Annotated in this window: 16 protein-coding genes; 8 read left to right on the forward strand and 8 right to left on the reverse strand. The window is 65.6% G+C overall.

The window, feature by feature from the left end; all coding sequences use genetic code 11:
- The first annotated feature begins 25 nt into the window (after positions 1–25).
- On the forward strand, positions 26–1,714 hold the full coding sequence (locus F8197_RS02595) for a peptide chain release factor 3 (RefSeq protein ID WP_056147758.1): 1,689 nt from the start codon (positions 26–28) through the stop codon (positions 1,712–1,714).
- A 27-nt stretch (positions 1,715–1,741) separates the two neighbouring features.
- Here the strand turns inward: F8197_RS02595 and F8197_RS02600 are convergent, their stop codons facing one another.
- Genes F8197_RS02600 through xth form a run of 3 tightly spaced genes read right to left on the reverse strand, consistent with a single transcriptional unit; the run spans position 1,742 to position 4,310 of the window.
- A complete protein-coding gene (locus F8197_RS02600) occupies positions 1,742–2,707 on the reverse strand; it encodes an NAD(P)H-hydrate dehydratase (protein ID WP_152879726.1) in 966 nt (321 codons plus the stop codon).
- Entirely contained in the window at positions 2,704–3,525 is an 822-nt protein-coding gene (locus F8197_RS02605) for a histidine phosphatase family protein (RefSeq protein ID WP_152879728.1), read from the reverse strand. The genes F8197_RS02600 and F8197_RS02605 overlap by 4 nt, the downstream gene beginning before the upstream one ends.
- Complete coding sequence (gene xth / locus F8197_RS02610) at positions 3,525–4,310, reverse strand: exodeoxyribonuclease III (RefSeq protein ID WP_152879730.1); 786 nt, start codon at positions 4,308–4,310, stop codon at positions 3,525–3,527. The genes F8197_RS02605 and xth overlap by 1 nt, the downstream gene beginning before the upstream one ends.
- A 242-nt stretch (positions 4,311–4,552) precedes the next feature.
- Here xth and F8197_RS02615 point away from each other — a divergent pair, with 242 nt between their 5' ends.
- From F8197_RS02615 to F8197_RS02635, 5 genes are all read left to right on the forward strand, one after another.
- Positions 4,553–4,801: a hypothetical protein gene (locus F8197_RS02615; protein WP_019919753.1), complete on the forward strand. Its 249-nt coding sequence runs from the start codon at positions 4,553–4,555 to the stop codon at positions 4,799–4,801.
- Between the two features lie 68 nt (positions 4,802–4,869).
- Complete coding sequence (locus tag F8197_RS02620; protein ID WP_152879732.1) at positions 4,870–5,268, forward strand: GntR family transcriptional regulator; 399 nt, start codon at positions 4,870–4,872, stop codon at positions 5,266–5,268.
- On the forward strand, positions 5,265–6,674 hold the full coding sequence (locus F8197_RS02625) for a hypothetical protein (RefSeq protein WP_152879734.1): 1,410 nt from the start codon (positions 5,265–5,267) through the stop codon (positions 6,672–6,674). Before F8197_RS02620 ends, F8197_RS02625 begins: the two co-directional genes overlap by 4 nt.
- Before the next feature lie 62 nt (positions 6,675–6,736).
- A complete protein-coding gene (locus tag F8197_RS02630; protein WP_152879736.1) occupies positions 6,737–7,612 on the forward strand; it encodes an ABC transporter ATP-binding protein in 876 nt (291 codons plus the stop codon).
- Positions 7,609–9,045 (forward strand): hypothetical protein, encoded by a 1,437-nt coding sequence (locus tag F8197_RS02635; protein ID WP_152879738.1) that lies wholly within the window; start codon positions 7,609–7,611, stop codon positions 9,043–9,045. Before F8197_RS02630 ends, F8197_RS02635 begins: the two co-directional genes overlap by 4 nt.
- On the opposite strand, the gene F8197_RS02640 is transcribed toward F8197_RS02635, so the two are convergent.
- Complete coding sequence (locus F8197_RS02640; protein WP_019919748.1) at positions 9,046–9,375, reverse strand: DUF6677 family protein; 330 nt, start codon at positions 9,373–9,375, stop codon at positions 9,046–9,048. It abuts the gene before it with no gap.
- Between the two features lie 142 nt (positions 9,376–9,517).
- Between F8197_RS02640 and F8197_RS02645 the strand changes: the two genes are divergently transcribed.
- Both F8197_RS02645 and F8197_RS02650 read left to right on the forward strand, forming a co-directional pair.
- On the forward strand, positions 9,518–10,723 hold the full coding sequence (locus tag F8197_RS02645) for a methyl-accepting chemotaxis protein (protein WP_152879740.1): 1,206 nt from the start codon (positions 9,518–9,520) through the stop codon (positions 10,721–10,723).
- 82 nt (positions 10,724–10,805) lie between these two features.
- Positions 10,806–11,909 (forward strand): sorbosone dehydrogenase family protein, encoded by a 1,104-nt coding sequence (locus F8197_RS02650; protein ID WP_152879742.1) that lies wholly within the window; start codon positions 10,806–10,808, stop codon positions 11,907–11,909.
- A gap of 6 nt (positions 11,910–11,915) precedes the next feature.
- On the opposite strand, the gene F8197_RS02655 is transcribed toward F8197_RS02650, so the two are convergent.
- The 4 genes from F8197_RS02655 to F8197_RS02670 form a co-directional block, all read right to left on the reverse strand.
- Positions 11,916–12,857 (reverse strand): phosphatidate cytidylyltransferase, encoded by a 942-nt coding sequence (locus tag F8197_RS02655; RefSeq protein ID WP_152879744.1) that lies wholly within the window; start codon positions 12,855–12,857, stop codon positions 11,916–11,918.
- On the reverse strand, positions 12,854–13,468 hold the full coding sequence (locus tag F8197_RS02660) for a lysophospholipid acyltransferase family protein (protein ID WP_193333308.1): 615 nt from the start codon (positions 13,466–13,468) through the stop codon (positions 12,854–12,856). Before F8197_RS02660 ends, F8197_RS02655 begins: the two co-directional genes overlap by 4 nt.
- The gene (locus F8197_RS02665; protein WP_152879746.1) at positions 13,465–14,103 is read right to left on the reverse strand and encodes a CDP-alcohol phosphatidyltransferase family protein; all 639 of its coding nucleotides are present in this window, start codon (positions 14,101–14,103) and stop codon (positions 13,465–13,467) included. Before F8197_RS02665 ends, F8197_RS02660 begins: the two co-directional genes overlap by 4 nt.
- Before the next feature lie 90 nt (positions 14,104–14,193).
- Positions 14,194–14,613, reverse strand: coding sequence for a hypothetical protein (locus F8197_RS02670; RefSeq protein WP_152879748.1), 420 nt, complete (start codon positions 14,611–14,613; stop codon positions 14,194–14,196).
- Positions 14,614–14,642: the final 29 nt, after the last annotated feature.

Below are 14,642 nucleotides of genomic sequence, written 5' to 3' on the forward strand. Positions count from 1 at the left end.
AGAACCCGCCCCAGATCGCGAACACATGTCCAACGATATCGAAAACGTAATGCCCGAGAATAACAGCGAGATTAACGACGACGGCGCCCCGTCTGCCAGCGCCGCCAGCGCCAAGACGCCGGCGCTGATCGCGCGCGAAGTGCTGCGCCGCCGCACCTTCGGCATCATCTCCCACCCGGATGCGGGTAAGACCACGCTGACCGAAAAGCTGCTGCTGTTCTCGGGCGCGATCCAGATGGCCGGTACCGTGAAAGCCCGTAAATCGGGCCGCCACGCCACGTCCGACTGGATGGAAATCGAGAAGCAGCGCGGCATTTCGGTCGCGTCGTCGGTGATGCAGTTCGAGTTCCGCGACCACGTGGTCAACCTGCTCGACACGCCCGGCCACCAGGACTTCTCGGAAGATACCTATCGCGTACTGACGGCGGTCGACTCGGCGCTGATGGTGATCGATGCAGCCAAGGGTGTGGAAGCGCAGACCATCAAGCTGCTCGACGTGTGCCGCATGCGCAATACGCCGATCGTCACGTTCATGAACAAGATGGACCGCGAAACCCGCGATCCGCTGGAACTGCTCGACGAGCTGGAATCGGTACTGAAAATCCAGTGCGCGCCCGTGACCTGGCCGATCGGCATGGGCAAGAATTTCCGCGGCGTGTACCACCTGCTCAACGACACCATCATGCTGTTCAAGGCCGGTGAAGAAAAGGCCGACGGCGCGTTCGAACTGATCGAAGGCATCGACAATCCGCGTCTGCAGGAGATGTTCCCGCTCGAGATGGACCAGCTGCGCATGGAAGTGGAACTGGTGAAGGGCGCATCGCACCCGTTCGACCTCGAAGAATTCCTGGCCGGCGTGCAGACGCCCGTGTTCTTCGGCTCCGCGATCAACAACTTCGGCGTGCGCGAGATTCTGTCGGCGCTGGTGGACTGGGCCCCGGCCCCGCGCGAGCGCAACGCCACTGTGCGCGAAGTCGATCCGAAAGAACAGCCGTTCACCGGTTTCGTGTTCAAGATCCAGGCCAATATGGACCCGGCCCACCGCGACCGCATCGCCTTCCTGCGCGTGTGCTCGGGACGTTTCGAGCGCGGCATGAAGGTCAAGCACCTGCGCCTGGGCCGCGAGATCAAGGTCTCGTCGGTGGTGACCTTCATGGCATCGTCGCGGGAGCAGGTGGAAGAGGCGTACGCCGGCGACATCATCGGCCTGCCCAACCACGGCAATATGCAGATCGGCGACAGTTTCTCGGAAGGCGAAATGCTGACCTTTACCGGCATCCCGTACTTCGCGCCGGACTTCTTCCGCTCTGTGCGCATCCGTAATCCTTTGAAGATCAAGCAGCTGCACAAGGGTTTGCAGCAGTTGGGCGAGGAGGGCGCGGTACAGGTCTTCAAGCCGGTGCAGGGCGGCGAGCTGGTACTGGGCGCGGTCGGCGTGCTGCAGTTCGAGGTGGTGGCAAGCCGCCTGCTCAACGAATACGGCGTCGATGCCGTGTTCGAAGGCACGAGCATCAGCAGCGCGCGCTGGGTGTCGAGCGACGACAAGAAGGCGCTGGCCGACTTCGAAGACGCCTTGGGCCACAACGTCGCCTACGACGCCGCCGGCAACCTGGCCTACCTGGCCACGTCGGGCGTCAACCTGCGCCTGACGCAGGAGCGCTGGCCGAAGTTGCAGTTCCACGCCACGCGTGAGCATTCGGCCAAGCTGGTGTAATACCTCCCCTGCGGGCTTGGCGGTCGCCTAATGCGCCGACAACGCCCGCAACAACGCCGGCACTTCGGCGCTGATCTCGCGGGCCAGGTAGCCCAGCGGGCCGTGGCGCAGCGACAGTTGTTCTCCTGCCATCGCGTGCAAGGCCACGCCCCAGGCCGCCGCTTGTTCCAGCGTGGCGCCGCGTGCGGCCAGGCCGGCGATCAATCCTGCCAGTACATCCCCCGATCCTGATATCGCCAGCCCGGTATTGCCGCCGGTGTGGGCCCACGTGCCGCCATCGGGTGCGGTAATGATGGTCGTCGAGCCCTTGAGAGCTACCACCGCGTTCAGCCGCTGCGCCGCTGCGCGCGATGCCGCCTGCGGATCGGCGGCGATGTGCTGTTTATCTTCCCCGGTCAGTCCGGCCAGCTCCCCCGCGTGAGGCGTGAGCAGCACCGGCGTGTCGAAGCGCATGCAGTTGTCACCGCCTGCTACGCACATGGCGCCGGCGTCCAGAATCACCGGAGCCTTGCCGCAGCAGGGCAGCAGCGCTGCCACCAGCGCGGCGCAGGCCTGCTTGTCCTGCATGCCGGGACCGATCAGGATGGCGCTGGCGCGTTCGCACGCTTGCCTCAGCGTCGGCACCACTGTTGCTGCATCGGCTGTATCGGAGGGCGATCGTGCACGCAGTCCGCCCTCCGGTGTTTCCTCCAGCCCGATCACCCGCGCTTCCGGCAGCGCCACGCCCAGCGCCGCCGTCACGCTGGCAGCGGTGGCGATGGTCAGCTTGCCGGCGCCCGCGCGCAGGGCGGCGGTGGCGGCCAGCAGCAGCGCGCCCGGCATTTCGCGCGAACCGGCCACGATCAGCACGTGGCCGCGCACTTCCTTGTCGGCGTGCGCGCCCGGCATGGGTAGCGGCCAGTCGCGCAGCGTGCTGGCCGTGATGTCGTGCACCGCTTCGCTATCCGTGTCGGCATGGCTACCGGCGCCGGAATTCCCGGCCGGGACGTTCATGACTTGGGCGCAGCCGGCATGTCCGGCTGGTCGGTGACGGGCGTGCCGGTGTCTTCAAGCGGCGCGACGAAATTGGCCTGCACCAGCACCAGCTTGCCGTGCTTGCCCAGGGCGGGATCGTAGCGATATTCGGTAATGCCGCAGTTGGGCACATCGGCCTCGCGGTCGATTGCCAGGATGGTTTCTTCATCCATGCGCTCGAGCAGGTAGCGGAAGCAGTTGACGATCACCTGGTGGCCCACGATCAGCACCCGTTCGCCGCGGTACTCGCGGATGATGGTGTCGAGCGCGCTGCGCAGGCGCAGGATGACGTCGCACCAGCTCTCGCCGCCGGGCGGACGGAAATAGAATTTGCCCACGTGCTGGCGCTGCTCGGCCAGTTCCGGATACTTGTCGTGGATGCCCAGCGGCGTGAGCCGGTCGAGGATGCCGAACTCCTTTTCGCGCAAGCGTTCGTCCACCACCGACGCTACCAGGTTGTCGCGGCCCACCTTGTCGATGACCGCAGCGGCGGTGGCGCGGGCGCGCACGTAGGGCGAGTACAGCACCACGGTGGGCTGGCCGTCCGGGCCCAGTGCCCGGAACCAGTGGCTCATGGCCTCGGCCTGGCGCTCGCCCAGCTCGGACAGCGGCACGTCCATGTCGCGGTCGGCGATGTCGATCAGATGCAACTGCGCCGCTTCGGCCGCATCGCGCGCGACGTTGCCGGCGCTCTGGCCGTGGCGCACCAGCCAGATCTTCTGTGGCCATTTCTGCACTGGCGTTTCGGTAAAGAGGTCGGCGACGTCGTCATCCGGCTGGTCTGTGAGTATGCCCATCAATGGTCTCCGTCGAGGTCAAGTTCTATCCATACCGGTGCGTGGTCGCTGGGCTTTTCGCGGCCGCGGACGTCGCGGTCCACTTCGGCCTTTTTCAGGTACGGCGCCAGGCCCGGGCTCAGGAGCAAATGGTCGATGCGGATGCCGGCGTCGCGCCCGTACGCGTTGCGGAAGTAATCCCAGAACGTGTAGATTTTCTCGCCCGGGTGCACGGTGCGCAGGGCATCGGTCCAGCCTTGCGCCACCAGGCGGTGGAAGGCGTCGCGCGTTTCGGGGCGGAACAGCGCGTCATCGACCCAGCGCTCGGGCTTGTACACGTCGAGGTCGGTGGGCATGACATTGAAATCGCCGGCGATCACGGTAGGCGTGCCCGCTTCCATCAGGCCGGCCGCGTGCGTGATCAGGCGCTCGAACCATTTGAGCTTGTAATCGAACTTGGGGCCGGGCGCCGGGTTGCCGTTGGGCAGATACAGGCCGCAAATGAGCACGCCGTTGACCACGGCTTCGATATAGCGGCTCTGTTCGTCTTCAGGATCGCCGGGCAGCCCGCGTCCGACTTCGATCGGCTTGACGCCGCGCGCCAGAATGGCCACGCCGTTCCAGCTTTTCTGGCCGTGCCAGATGGCCTCGTAGCCGATTTCCTGAAGGGCCGCTTCGGGAAATTTTTCCTGCGGCGCTTTCAGCTCTTGCAGACAGACCGCGTCGGGCTGGGTTTCTTGCAGCCATTGCAGCAGGGCGGGCAGGCGAGCGCCGATGCCGTTGATGTTGAAGGTGGCGATGCGCATGGAGTTCCTTATGTGGATGATGACTCTTCCCGCAGCACGGTGATCTGGCCGTTCGCTTCGAGGAAGACATACTTCATTTTATCAAGCGGACAGTCCGCTTCGCGTAGCACCAGGACCCGCCAGGGCGGGGCAAGACCGCACATTCGATCTCCTCGCAATGACATGCATTATAGGCATCGTTTTCTCAGATGAAGGTGGGTTCGCTAACAGTGCGCGGTCCGGCCAGCCGCTATGGTTGGGGCATGGACGACTGGATCAATTTGCTGCAATGGCCCGCGATGGCCGTCACCCTGCTGGCCGCCTGGCTGGTCGGTTCCGCGCATCACGGGCGCCGCAAGCTCGGCTTCTGGTGCTTCCTGGCGAGTAATGCCCTGTGGGTGGCGTGGGGCGTGCATGACCAGGCTTGGGCGTTGATCATCCTGCAGCTGTGCCTGGTAGTCACCAATGTGCGCGGCGCTTTCAAGAATACCGACGATTCCCCCGAAAAATAAAAACAGGTTGACTCCGTCTTGTTTGGTGTTTACTGTATCACTCAATTAATACACCAATACAAGGCCTGATGACTTCTCATACCGCCACGCTGTTTTCGATCGCGACCGGCTCGTCCGAGCCGATCTACCGGCAGCTGATCGAGCAGGTGCGCCGCCTGGTCGCGGCCGGCATGCTGGCGCCCGGCGATGCGCTGCCGTCGGTGCGCGAGGTGGCGCTGGCGCTGGCAGTCAACCCGATGACCGTCTCCAAGGCTTACAGCATGCTGGAAGCTGAAGGGCTGCTGTCGCGCGCCCGTGGCATCGGCATGCTGGTGGCCGAGCGCCGGTCCGCCGCACCGAGCGAAGCCGAACGACTGGCATTGATACACCCGACCATGGAGCGCCTGGCCGCCGAGGCGCGTCAGCTCGAACTCGATCCGGCCACCGTACTGGCCATGCTGGAAAAACTTCTCAAGGAACAATCATGACCAAGGCGCATCCTGCCACTCCCTTCGTAATGGGCGCACTGATCCTGGCCCTGGCCTGGACTTTGGGTCATGTAGGCTTGCCATATGCCACGGCCATGTGGCCGCTGGCGCAATTGCTGCTGGCGAGCTATTGCGGCCTTGCCGCTCTTTTATGCATCGGTTACCACGCCAGCTGTGTACGGGAAAACAGTCCCGCCAACGCCATGCTGGTGCCGGGCTTGCGGCGGCGCCTGATGGGCAGGGCTGCCTTGGCTTGGGGACTGTCCACGCTGTCCATTGCGGCAGGCGTGGCGATTGTACTGGGAGTCCATCGTATGGCTGGCGCAGCCATCCTTGCCGGGGCGGTGCCGGGGGCGTGGCTGATCGCCCGGCGCGTGCAACCGAAGGTATCACTGGTGCTGCTGGTGGCGGCGGTCGTGACCGCAAAATGGACCGGCCTCGATCACCACCTGGTCGTGCTCGGCGCCATACTCGGCCAACCCTCGTGGTTTGCGGTCGGTCTGTTGCTTGACCTGGCGCTGCTGGCGGCTGGCTTGTGGCTCGCGTTGCCTCGGGCTGGTGATCGGCACATAGCCTGGCATCAGCGGCTGCGCGCAGTTGTACCTATGTGGCAAGGTAATTTTGCAGCGTCCGAGAAGGGCTCTCGCACCTCCCTCCCCGGGCTGGGATATGCCCGCGTGCTGGCGCGCGACAGCCGCCGGAGCGCCGGCCGCCGGAGCGCCGGCCCGGGCAAGATGATGATGCATGCCCTGAGCATGTCCTACCCGGTGTTGCCCATGGTAATGGGGGCGGTACAGGCGATTGTGGCGATCGCAACGCTGCCGGCGGTAGCCGGTACCGTCGAAGCCCTCAGCCGCTTCGGTACCCTGCAAGGCAGCCAGATGTTTCAGGCGCTAGTTGTGACGGCAGCGCCGATATATGCCGTGGGCGTATGGGGCACGCTGTCCAGCTTGCGCGGCGAACAGGCGTTGTATCGCCTGGCGCCAGCCGCCCCTTCGGCGGGGCAGTTCAACCGGGTACTGGCCGCTGAATTGCTGAGCCGCTATATGCAAGTCTGGCTGGTGTCGGTGCTGTGCCTGGGGCTGGTGGCGTGGGTGGCAGGCGACCTGGCGCGCACTGCCGGGATGCTGGTATTGCAGGCGTTGCTGGCACTGCCATTTGCTGGCCTCATGCTGCGCGACTACGCGGCCATGCCTGCCGCTAAAAACAATCTGGCGCCGTTGCTGACGATAGGCTTCGTGACAGGCTTCTACATCTTTTCATTTGCTTACATCCGCGCGCTGCCGACGCTGGACTGGTGGCTGCCTGCCCTGATTCTGGCAGCAGCGATCGCACTGGTGTTGCGACAGCAATGGCAAGCGATGGTGCGCGCGGCGCCTGCTTTTCCGGCGTGCCGCCAGTCCTGAGTCATCGCCACCTTACCTCACTGACACCAACGATACCCTCGATACCAACACAAGGAATAATAATGAAGACACCCATCGTCCACGTCGCCGGTCTGCACAAGGCATTCGGCAAGCAGCCGGTGCTGCAAGGCGTCAACTGGACCATCGAACCGGGCACCATTGTCGGCTTGCTTGGCCGCAATGGCGCCGGCAAATCGACGCTGCTCGAGTGCCTGCTGGGCTTGCGCGAGGCCGATCGCGGTGCTTGCACGCTACTGGGCGAACCGGTCGCCGCACTCAGCGATACCGTCCGCGCCAACATCGGCTACGTGCCGCAGAAGTCGGAGCTGTTCGAGTGGATGACGCCGATCCAGATGCTCGACTACTTCAAGGCCTTGTACCCGCGCTGGAACGCGCAGAAGGTCACTTCGCTGCTGGCGCGCTGGGGCTTCGATGCCCAGGCCTGCGGCAAGCCGATCAGCAAATTGTCGGGCGGCGAAAAGCAGCGCCTGTCGATCATTCGCGCGCTGGCCCACGATCCGGCGTTGCTGGTGCTCGACGAACCGGTGGCCAGCCTCGACCCCGTGGGCCGGCGCGACTTCCTGCACGAGCTGGTAAACGACGTGATCGAGCGCGATACCACGGTGATCTTTTCCACCCACATCCTGTCCGACCTGGAACGGGTGGCGCTCGATGTCGCCTTCCTGCAGAACGGCCAGATCGCCTTGCAGGGCGCGCTTGACGAGTTGCTGGAAAGCGCGTCGCGCATTTCGGGCGACGCTGGCGCCATCGACGCGCTGCGCCTGCAACGCGAAGTGCGCCGCCACCGGCACGCCGACGGCAGCGTCACCGTGCTGGCGCGCCTGAGCGCCGAGGAAGGCGAACAACTGCGCGCCCGCGCCGGCCTCAAGGTCGATACCCTGAACCTGGAAGACCTGTTTGTCGAGGTGACCCGGTGACATCTCATCTGAGCCGCCCTGACGAAGATCTGCGCGCACTGCGTGTCCTGCTGCCGGCGTGGCGCCGGACACCGCCTCCGTACCGCATGTTGCAGCCGTGGGTATTGATGCTGGTGTTGTTGGTCGCCGGCTTGCTGTACGCGATGGGGGCACTGTTCCGCCAGCCGGCCATGCTGATTGCCTTGTTCATCGCCGCTTGGTGCGCGCTATGGTTCGTGAGCGCCGGTCAGCAGAACGCGTCGGCCACTGCGGTACTGGCGCCGGGTTTGCGGCAGCGGTTGCTGCGCCACTGTTTCATGGCGGGCGTACTGGGCGCGGTGCTGATCGCCGTGGTCCTTGCAGCGGGGTTCGGCGGCCGACATTTTGCCGCGCTGCTTCTGGGCACCGGTGCGCTGATGTGCGGGTTGTTGTTGCTGAGTGCGCGGTCCGCGCTGGTCCTGCTGGCGCCGCTGATGGTCGTCGGCTGGTTGATCCTGCGCCGCGTGATCGATGGCGGCCGCGAGATCTCCGCCACGGTGGAGCTGGCATGGACCGGCGCCGCGGTGCTGCTGGAACTGGCCGCGCTGGCGTGGGCGGCGCGCCTGGCGCTGCCGCGAGCAGGCGATCGCCACATGGCAGGCCGCCGGCAAGCTAGCGCGGTGGTGGCCGGGCCGCGGGGGCCGTGGTTCGCTAACGGTGCCGGCCGCCTGGCCCGCGCCGCCAGGGCACTGCACGCCGTGGTGCTGCGCCGCGATATTGCCAGCGGCAACCAGGCGGCGTTGATGCTGCATGCCATGGGGGCAGGGCGGCACGCGGGTACCGCCATGCTGCTGGCGCTGGTGCCGACGGTGCTGATGCTGGGCACGATGGCGAGCGGCCTGGTAGATCACGACCTGATGGCGGAGATCGCGACGGCGCCGTTCATGATCCAGTGCCTGTTCATGGCGCCGGCCCTGTACGCGGCTTACGTGCTCGCTGCACTGGGTACGACCGGCGTGGAGCAGGGACTGTACCGGCTGGCGCCACGCGCACCGGAGCGAAGCCGGTTGAACCGGGTGTGGGCAGGCATCGTGCTGCGCCGCTTCCTGCTGGTATGGACCGTGTCGGTGGCATGCCTGGTGGCGCTGGCCGTGGTTTCCGAGCAGGGTTGGCCTGCCAACGGCATGCGCGCCATGCAGGCGGCTTTATGGTTGCTGAGCGCCTTGCCCCTGCTGTGCAACCATGCGGCTGCGCCGAAGTCCAGGGGCGGCAGCTCATCGATCATCATCGTGGCGCCGATGTCGATGGTGCTGCTGTATTACGTGGTGCCATGGCTCGACGCCAGGCTCAGCGACTTCAACTGGTGGTGGCCGACACTGGCGTTGATCATCGTGCTGGCCGCAGCGATGCGCTGGCAGTGGGTACGGCTGATGGCCGCGCCGCCGGTGTACCCGGCGGCGCGGATCGCGCCCTGACTACTTGCCGCGCTCAAGCCACCACGCATCGAGAATCGACCCCAGCCAGCACACCACGATCACCAGGGAGGCCACGTTGGTGCTGGTATCGTCGCCACCAGCGGCGCTGATGCGCTCCATGATCAGTGGAATATCGAGGGGCAGGGCGCCGCTCTGGATTTCCGCCACCAGCTGGTCGGCAAGGGCCAGCGTGGTACGCAGCAGCACGCCGATCGCCAGCAGGGTGGGCACGATGAACAGGCAGGCGCGCATGGCGCGCTTGAGTACGAAGTGGCCCAGTCCGGGGAACAGCAGCGCCGAGATCAGGACTGCCTTGGTTTTTGCTTTCATGCGTCATCGATTCCGTTGTAAATTTGCCGTGCGGATTTATTGTTGATTCAACGCAAACTTGCGCGGAAGCAGCAGCTTACAGTAGGTGATCTTACCTGCCGGAGACTGCCATGCGTGTCCTGTTTGCCGACCGAGCGCGCCGATGCTGAACAAGCTGCGCATCGGCCCCAAGCTGTTGCTCGCGCCCGGCATCGTGCTGGTGCTGCTGCTGATCCTGGCGGCCGGCGCCTATCTTGGCATGGCGCGGCAAAACCAGTCGCTCGACAATGTCATGCAGGAACGCGCCGTGCGCCTGAAGGCCGTCAGCGACCTGGTTGCCGGCACCAATCGTGCCCACACCGAAGCTTACCAGTTGCTCACCTGGCTCAACGCCGGCTTCACGTTCAATCGTACCGATCAACTGGTGCGCGCAACCCACGCGCGCCATGCCTCGCTCGAGCGCCAGTTCGCCCGGCTCGAACGGATCACCCAGACCGATCCGGCCGAGCGCCGCTTCGTGGTGGAGGCGCAAGCCGCTTATAGGCAATACGTGAAGGCGGTGGCCGATGCGCTCGACATTGCCATCGACGACCATGCGATTGCCGCCAATGCCATGTCCAAAGCGGGCCGCGCGTTCGACATGGTGGCGCAGCGGCTTGACCAGTTGTCGCTGCTCGAACAGGCGCTGGGCGAGCGCGATTACCGCGCCGCCGAGGCGGATTTCCTGACGCTGTCGCTCTCGATGCCGGCGCTGGTGGTGGTGGCGGTGGGCCTGGCGCTGCTGGTAACGATCGCCGTGCGCAAGGCGCTGCTCAATGAGCTGCGCGCCATCGGCGCCGCCGCCGTGGACCTGGCCGAAGGCAACCTGGCAGTGAAAAACCGCGAATACGGCAGCGACGAAATCGCCGCGACCGCGCGTGCGCTCGACACCAGCGTACGCAACCTCAATACCACGCTCAAGACCATCCTGGCCTCGGCACAAGCGCTGGACGCTGCCGCGTGCCAGGTGGCGCGCAGCAGTGCCGAAGTGCGCGCCCGCGCCGAGCGCCAGGCCGCCTCGCTGCAGCAAGCCAGTGGCATGGTGCGGGCACTGGGCGTGGACGACAGCACGAACGGTTACGGTGATGCCTGCGCTGCGATCGTCGAAGTCGATCGCGTCACACAGCAAAGCCTGGCGCGGGTACGCCAGGCAGCGCTCGATGCCGGCAAGCTGCAACACCAGGCCGGGCTGCTGTCGGCGGCGGTGGCGCGTTTTAAACTGGAGGCCGACGACGAAGCCGGCGGCGACACCGCGACCGACGGCATAGTGGCGCCCATGACCGGAGCACCAAGGGTGGCGCGCCTGCGCCTGGCCTCGGTGCGCAGCTGAGCAGTGCGCCGGCCATTGCGAAAAACATGTAGCTTGGCATCTCCACCGCGATTCCGGTCGCGCCACGACCCAGGAGACCGCCATGACCTGCACCATCCCTGCGTTACGCCCGGCCCGGCTGGCCGCCCACGGTTGCACGCTTGCCGTCGTCCTCGGGCTGGCCGCCTGCGGCGGTTCCAGCGACGACACCGTGGTTGTCGTCAACCCGCCCGTCAATCCCGGTACGCCGACCGCGCCCACCACGCCGACAGTGGTGGCCAGCGGCTTGCAGGCGCCGTGGTCGATCGCGTTCTACAAGGGCACGGCGCTGGTGAGCGAGCGTGACACCGACCGCATCGTCGCCGTCGGCAGCAACGGCGCGCTGAGCGAGGTGGCGGTGATCGCCGGCGTGAATGGTGGCGGCGAGGGCGGCCTGCTCGGCATCGCCGTGCGCGACGATTACCTGTACGTGTATTTCACCGCCGGTACCCAGAACCGTATCGTGCGTTACCCGCTGTCGGGCACTGGCGCCAGTATCCGCCTGGGCGCGGTGCAGTCGATTTTGAACGGCATACCGGCCGCCAGCACCCACAACGGCGGCCGCATCGCGTTCGGCCCCGATGGCATGTTGTACGCCACCGCCGGCGACGCCGCCAACACCGCGCGCGCCCAGGACATGGCTTCATTGGGCGGCAAGATCCTGCGCATGACGCCGGATGGTGCGGTCCCGCGCGACAATCCCTTCGCCGGCTCGTACATCTACACCCTCGGCCACCGCAACCCGCAAGGCATCGCCTGGGCTGCCGACGGCACCATGTACGCGTCCGAGTTCGGCCAGAACACCTGGGATGAACTGAACCGCATCACGGCCGGCGCCAATTACGGCTGGCCGGTGGTGGAAGGCATTGGCACCGACAGCCGCTACACCAATCCGCTGCAGCAGTGGAGCACATCGACGGCCAGCCCCAGCGGCATGGCGATCAGCGGCAACTCGATCTATATCGCCAACCTGCGCGGCGAGCGGCTGCGGCAAATCCCGCTGGCCACACCATCGACCGCCGTGGACCGCTACAGCGGCGAATACGGCCGCCTGCGCGACGTGGTGGTTACACCGGACGGCAAGCTGTGGATGATGACCAATAATACCGACGGCCGCGGCACGCCGCGCACCGGCGACGACCGCATCGTCAGCATCCCGCTGAACTAGACTTACTTAGGTATAGCAGTAGCGCGTCAGGTGGAAGAACACCGGCGCGGCAAAGCAGATCGAATCGAGCCGGTCCAGCATGCCGCCGTGCCCCTTGATCATGCTGCCCCAGTCCTTGGCGCCGAGGCTGCGCTTGATGGCCGACATCACTAGCCCGCCGAGGAAACCCATGGCCACGATGGCGAACGCCATGCCGGCGCTTTCCCATGGCGAGAACGGCGTGATCCACCACATCGCCGCACCGGTGGCGATCGCGCACAGGCCGCCGCCCACCAGGCCTTCCACGGTCTTGTTCGGACTGACCAGCGGCGCCACCTTGCGCTTGCCGAACAGGGTGCCGAACACGTACTGGAACACGTCGCTGCTTTGCGCCACCAGCATCATGTAAAGCAGCAGCAGGGCGTTCTGGCCTTCGTAGCCGGCGATGTCGAGCATCAGGAGCGCCGGCGCGTGGCTGATGCAGTACACGGTGATCATCAGGCCCCACTGGATCTTGGCGGCGCGTTCGAGGAAATTCCCGGTGTCCTGCGACAGCACGCTGATCGACGGCAGCAGCAGGAAGCCGTACACGGGAATCAGTATCGTGAACAGCGAATACCAGTTGGTCCAGATCAGGTAGTACTGGAACGGGATCGCTACAAAAAACGCGATCGACAGCGCGTTGTGGTCGCCCGGCGGGGTAGGCGTCAGCGTGATGAATTCGCGCAGCGCGAAATACGAGATCAGCACGAACAGCAGGATGGCGCTCACGCGGCCGGCGCCAAAAGCCACGGCCAGAATCGCCACCATGCCCCACCAGGCGTTGGTGCGCTCGATCATGTTGCGCACGATGTGCTGGCCGCGCAGCGTGGTGATGCGGCGCCGCAGGATGAAGCCGATGGTGCTGGCGATGACGAGCACCAGCGCCAGGCCGCCGATCAAGTACCAGAATTTTTGCGATGCGCTCATGCCAGCTCCACGATCGATTCCCGGGCCCGGACCAGGAAGTCTTCCCTGGTCTCGCCCGGTTGCAAAGAAATCGGTTTGCCGAACCAGACGGAGCACGTGATCGGCACCGGCAGGTAGCGGCCCTTGGGCATGCTGCGATGCAGGTTCTCCAGGTACACCGGCACCAGTTCCACGTCGGGGAACCGGCTCGCCAGCCGATACAGTCCGCTCTTGAACGGCGCCGGCAAACGCTGCTCGCCGCGCGTGCCTTCGGGGAAGATCAAGATCGAGTCGCCTTGTTCCAGGCCGTCGATCAGGGGCGCGAGCGGATCGTGCGCCGGATCGCTGCGCTGGCGGTCGATCAGGATGGCGTTGAGCACGCGCAGCGCGATGTAGCGGCGCAGCGCGGTCGCGTCCCAGTAGTCGCGCGCGGCCACGGGACGGGTTTGCTCGCGCAGCTCGGACGGCAGCGCCGACCACAGGGCGACGGTGTCGAGGTGGCTGGTATGGTTGGCAAAATAAATGCGCTGGCGCGGCACCGGCGCGCAGCCCTTCCACATGCTCATGGCGCCTACCAGCAGCCGGACCAGGCCGATCAGCAAGGGACGCGACAACAGGCCGTAAATGCTCATGCGCGCTCCCTGAGCAAACGTGACATCGCGCTGGTGCGCGTGAAGCAGGTGATGCTTGAACCAACCATGATGATCCACGCTGCCGCCAGCAACAGCCACTGGGTGCCATTCAACGCGGCTTCTACAGCACCGCCCAGGCAGGCGACGGTCAGCACGGCCATGCGGTGCTGCTTGGCCATCGGCCCGCGAAAATCCTGCGGCAATCCCAGCGAGCCGCCGAACACCCGCACGTAAGCAGTGAGGGCGGCGGCCAGCGCGCCGGCCCAGCCCAACCAGGGCTGGCCGATGGCGTAGCCGAGCGCCACGATGAAAATGGAATCGGCCACGCGGTCGGGAAACTCGTTGTACACGGCCCCCAGCGCCGACTTCTTGCCGCCCTCCATCGCCACCATGCCGTCGAGCAGGTTGCAGATCAGCCGACCCTGGATGCCGAGCGCGCACAGCAACAAGCCCGGCCAGCCCGGCATGAACAGCAGGGCGGCAGCGCCGGCAGCGGCAAACACGATGCTGAGCATGGAAATCTGGTTTGGCGTGACCGACGAGCGCGCCAACGCAGCGCTGAACCGGCGCGCCCAGCCGGTGGAACGTGCGGCGATGGGGCGGCGGTTGGTTTCTTCTTGCAGGGGGGCAGTCATGGGGCAATCTCGGCAGGGTAGCAGCGGGAGGCGAACGGTGGCAGCTCGTTGAGCGGCTTGCCGTACAGGTGCAGGTGGAACGTCGGCAGATCAGCCACGGCGACGGTGGCGTGGATAGCGTCGGCGCGCAGGTAGGCCACGTCGTGAGCCTATATCGACCGTACGCAGCGGGCGCAAGGCGCCAGAGGCCAGGTCGCGCTGGTAAATCACATTGCGTTCGTTGCCAGACAGGCCGACGATGATCGCCCACGTCGTGTGCTCATGCGGCGGACTGGCCACGCCGGGGCCGTCGGAGACCAGGTACAACGCCGGCTCGCCGGGGGCGACGTGCAACGGATAGAGCAGCTCCTGCTGGCCGGTAGCCTTGGGCAGGCTCAGTACACCGGCGGGCAGGGCGTCGGGCGAAGCGAGCCAGGCCAGCATCAACCGTCCGACTTCCGCTAATTGTTGATCGGTGGGCGCCGGCCCCAACCGCAGGGCGACCACCTGTTCCAGGAATGCGTGCGTCATTTCGCCAATTCAATGTTCTTAAATTAGCA

It is taken from the genome of Duganella sp. FT27W, from assembly GCF_009295655.1.
Lineage (GTDB): Bacteria > Pseudomonadota > Gammaproteobacteria > Burkholderiales > Burkholderiaceae_D > Rugamonas > Rugamonas zoogloeoides.

Coding starts and splice junctions, on each gene's coding strand:
- F8197_RS02595 (WP_056147758.1), top strand. CDS start 26: ATGTCCAACGATATCGAAAACGTAATGCCCGAGAATAACAGCGAGATT.
- F8197_RS02600 (WP_152879726.1), bottom strand. CDS start 2,707: ATGAACGTCCCGGCCGGGAATTCCGGCGCCGGTAGCCATGCCGACACG.
- F8197_RS02605 (WP_152879728.1), bottom strand. CDS start 3,525: ATGGGCATACTCACAGACCAGCCGGATGACGACGTCGCCGACCTCTTT.
- xth (WP_152879730.1), bottom strand. CDS start 4,310: ATGCGCATCGCCACCTTCAACATCAACGGCATCGGCGCTCGCCTGCCC.
- F8197_RS02615 (WP_019919753.1), top strand. CDS start 4,553: ATGGACGACTGGATCAATTTGCTGCAATGGCCCGCGATGGCCGTCACC.
- F8197_RS02620 (WP_152879732.1), top strand. CDS start 4,870: ATGACTTCTCATACCGCCACGCTGTTTTCGATCGCGACCGGCTCGTCC.
- F8197_RS02625 (WP_152879734.1), top strand. CDS start 5,265: ATGACCAAGGCGCATCCTGCCACTCCCTTCGTAATGGGCGCACTGATC.
- F8197_RS02630 (WP_152879736.1), top strand. CDS start 6,737: ATGAAGACACCCATCGTCCACGTCGCCGGTCTGCACAAGGCATTCGGC.
- F8197_RS02640 (WP_019919748.1), bottom strand. CDS start 9,375: ATGAAAGCAAAAACCAAGGCAGTCCTGATCTCGGCGCTGCTGTTCCCC.
- F8197_RS02645 (WP_152879740.1), top strand. CDS start 9,518: ATGCTGAACAAGCTGCGCATCGGCCCCAAGCTGTTGCTCGCGCCCGGC.
- F8197_RS02650 (WP_152879742.1), top strand. CDS start 10,806: ATGACCTGCACCATCCCTGCGTTACGCCCGGCCCGGCTGGCCGCCCAC.
- F8197_RS02655 (WP_152879744.1), bottom strand. CDS start 12,857: ATGAGCGCATCGCAAAAATTCTGGTACTTGATCGGCGGCCTGGCGCTG.
- F8197_RS02660 (WP_193333308.1), bottom strand. CDS start 13,468: ATGAGCATTTACGGCCTGTTGTCGCGTCCCTTGCTGATCGGCCTGGTC.
- F8197_RS02665 (WP_152879746.1), bottom strand. CDS start 14,103: ATGACTGCCCCCCTGCAAGAAGAAACCAACCGCCGCCCCATCGCCGCA.
- F8197_RS02670 (WP_152879748.1), bottom strand. CDS start 14,613: ATGACGCACGCATTCCTGGAACAGGTGGTCGCCCTGCGGTTGGGGCCG.